The sequence below is a fragment of the Mesorhizobium sp. M4B.F.Ca.ET.143.01.1.1 genome (assembly GCF_004792275.1).
In the GTDB taxonomy this organism is placed as follows: Bacteria; Pseudomonadota; Alphaproteobacteria; order Rhizobiales; family Rhizobiaceae; genus Mesorhizobium; species Mesorhizobium abyssinicae.
Genome location: NZ_SRSR01000160.1, coordinates 1 through 363, shown reverse-complemented (window position 1 = coordinate 363; position 363 = coordinate 1). Strand labels below are relative to the sequence as shown.

Here is a 363-nt window from a genome sequence, read left to right as displayed (position 1 = left end):
GCGATGACGGCTTCTTCATCACCGGCGACCTCGGGCTGGTCGACACTGACGGCTATGTCCACATCGTCGGACGCGGCAAGGACCTGATCATCTCGGGCGGCTACAATGTCTATCCGAAGGAGATCGAGAGCGAGATCGACGCGCTCGACGGCGTGGCCGAAAGTGCGGTGATCGGCATCGCGCATCCGGATTTCGGCGAAGGCGTCACGGCCGTGGTGGTGCGCAAGCCGGGGTCGTCGATTCAAGCGGTCGACATTGCTGCCGCCATTGCCGGACGGCTGGCGAAATACAAGCATCCGAAGCAGGTGATCTTCGTCGAGGAACTGCCGCGCAACACGATGGGCAAGGTGCAGAAGAACGTGC

The 363-nt window shown here is 62.3% G+C and carries 1 pseudogene; it reads left to right on the top strand.

Annotated features, from left to right (window positions below):
- Window positions 1-363: pseudogene (locus EN786_RS36425) on the top strand (AMP-binding protein); the annotation flags it as partial.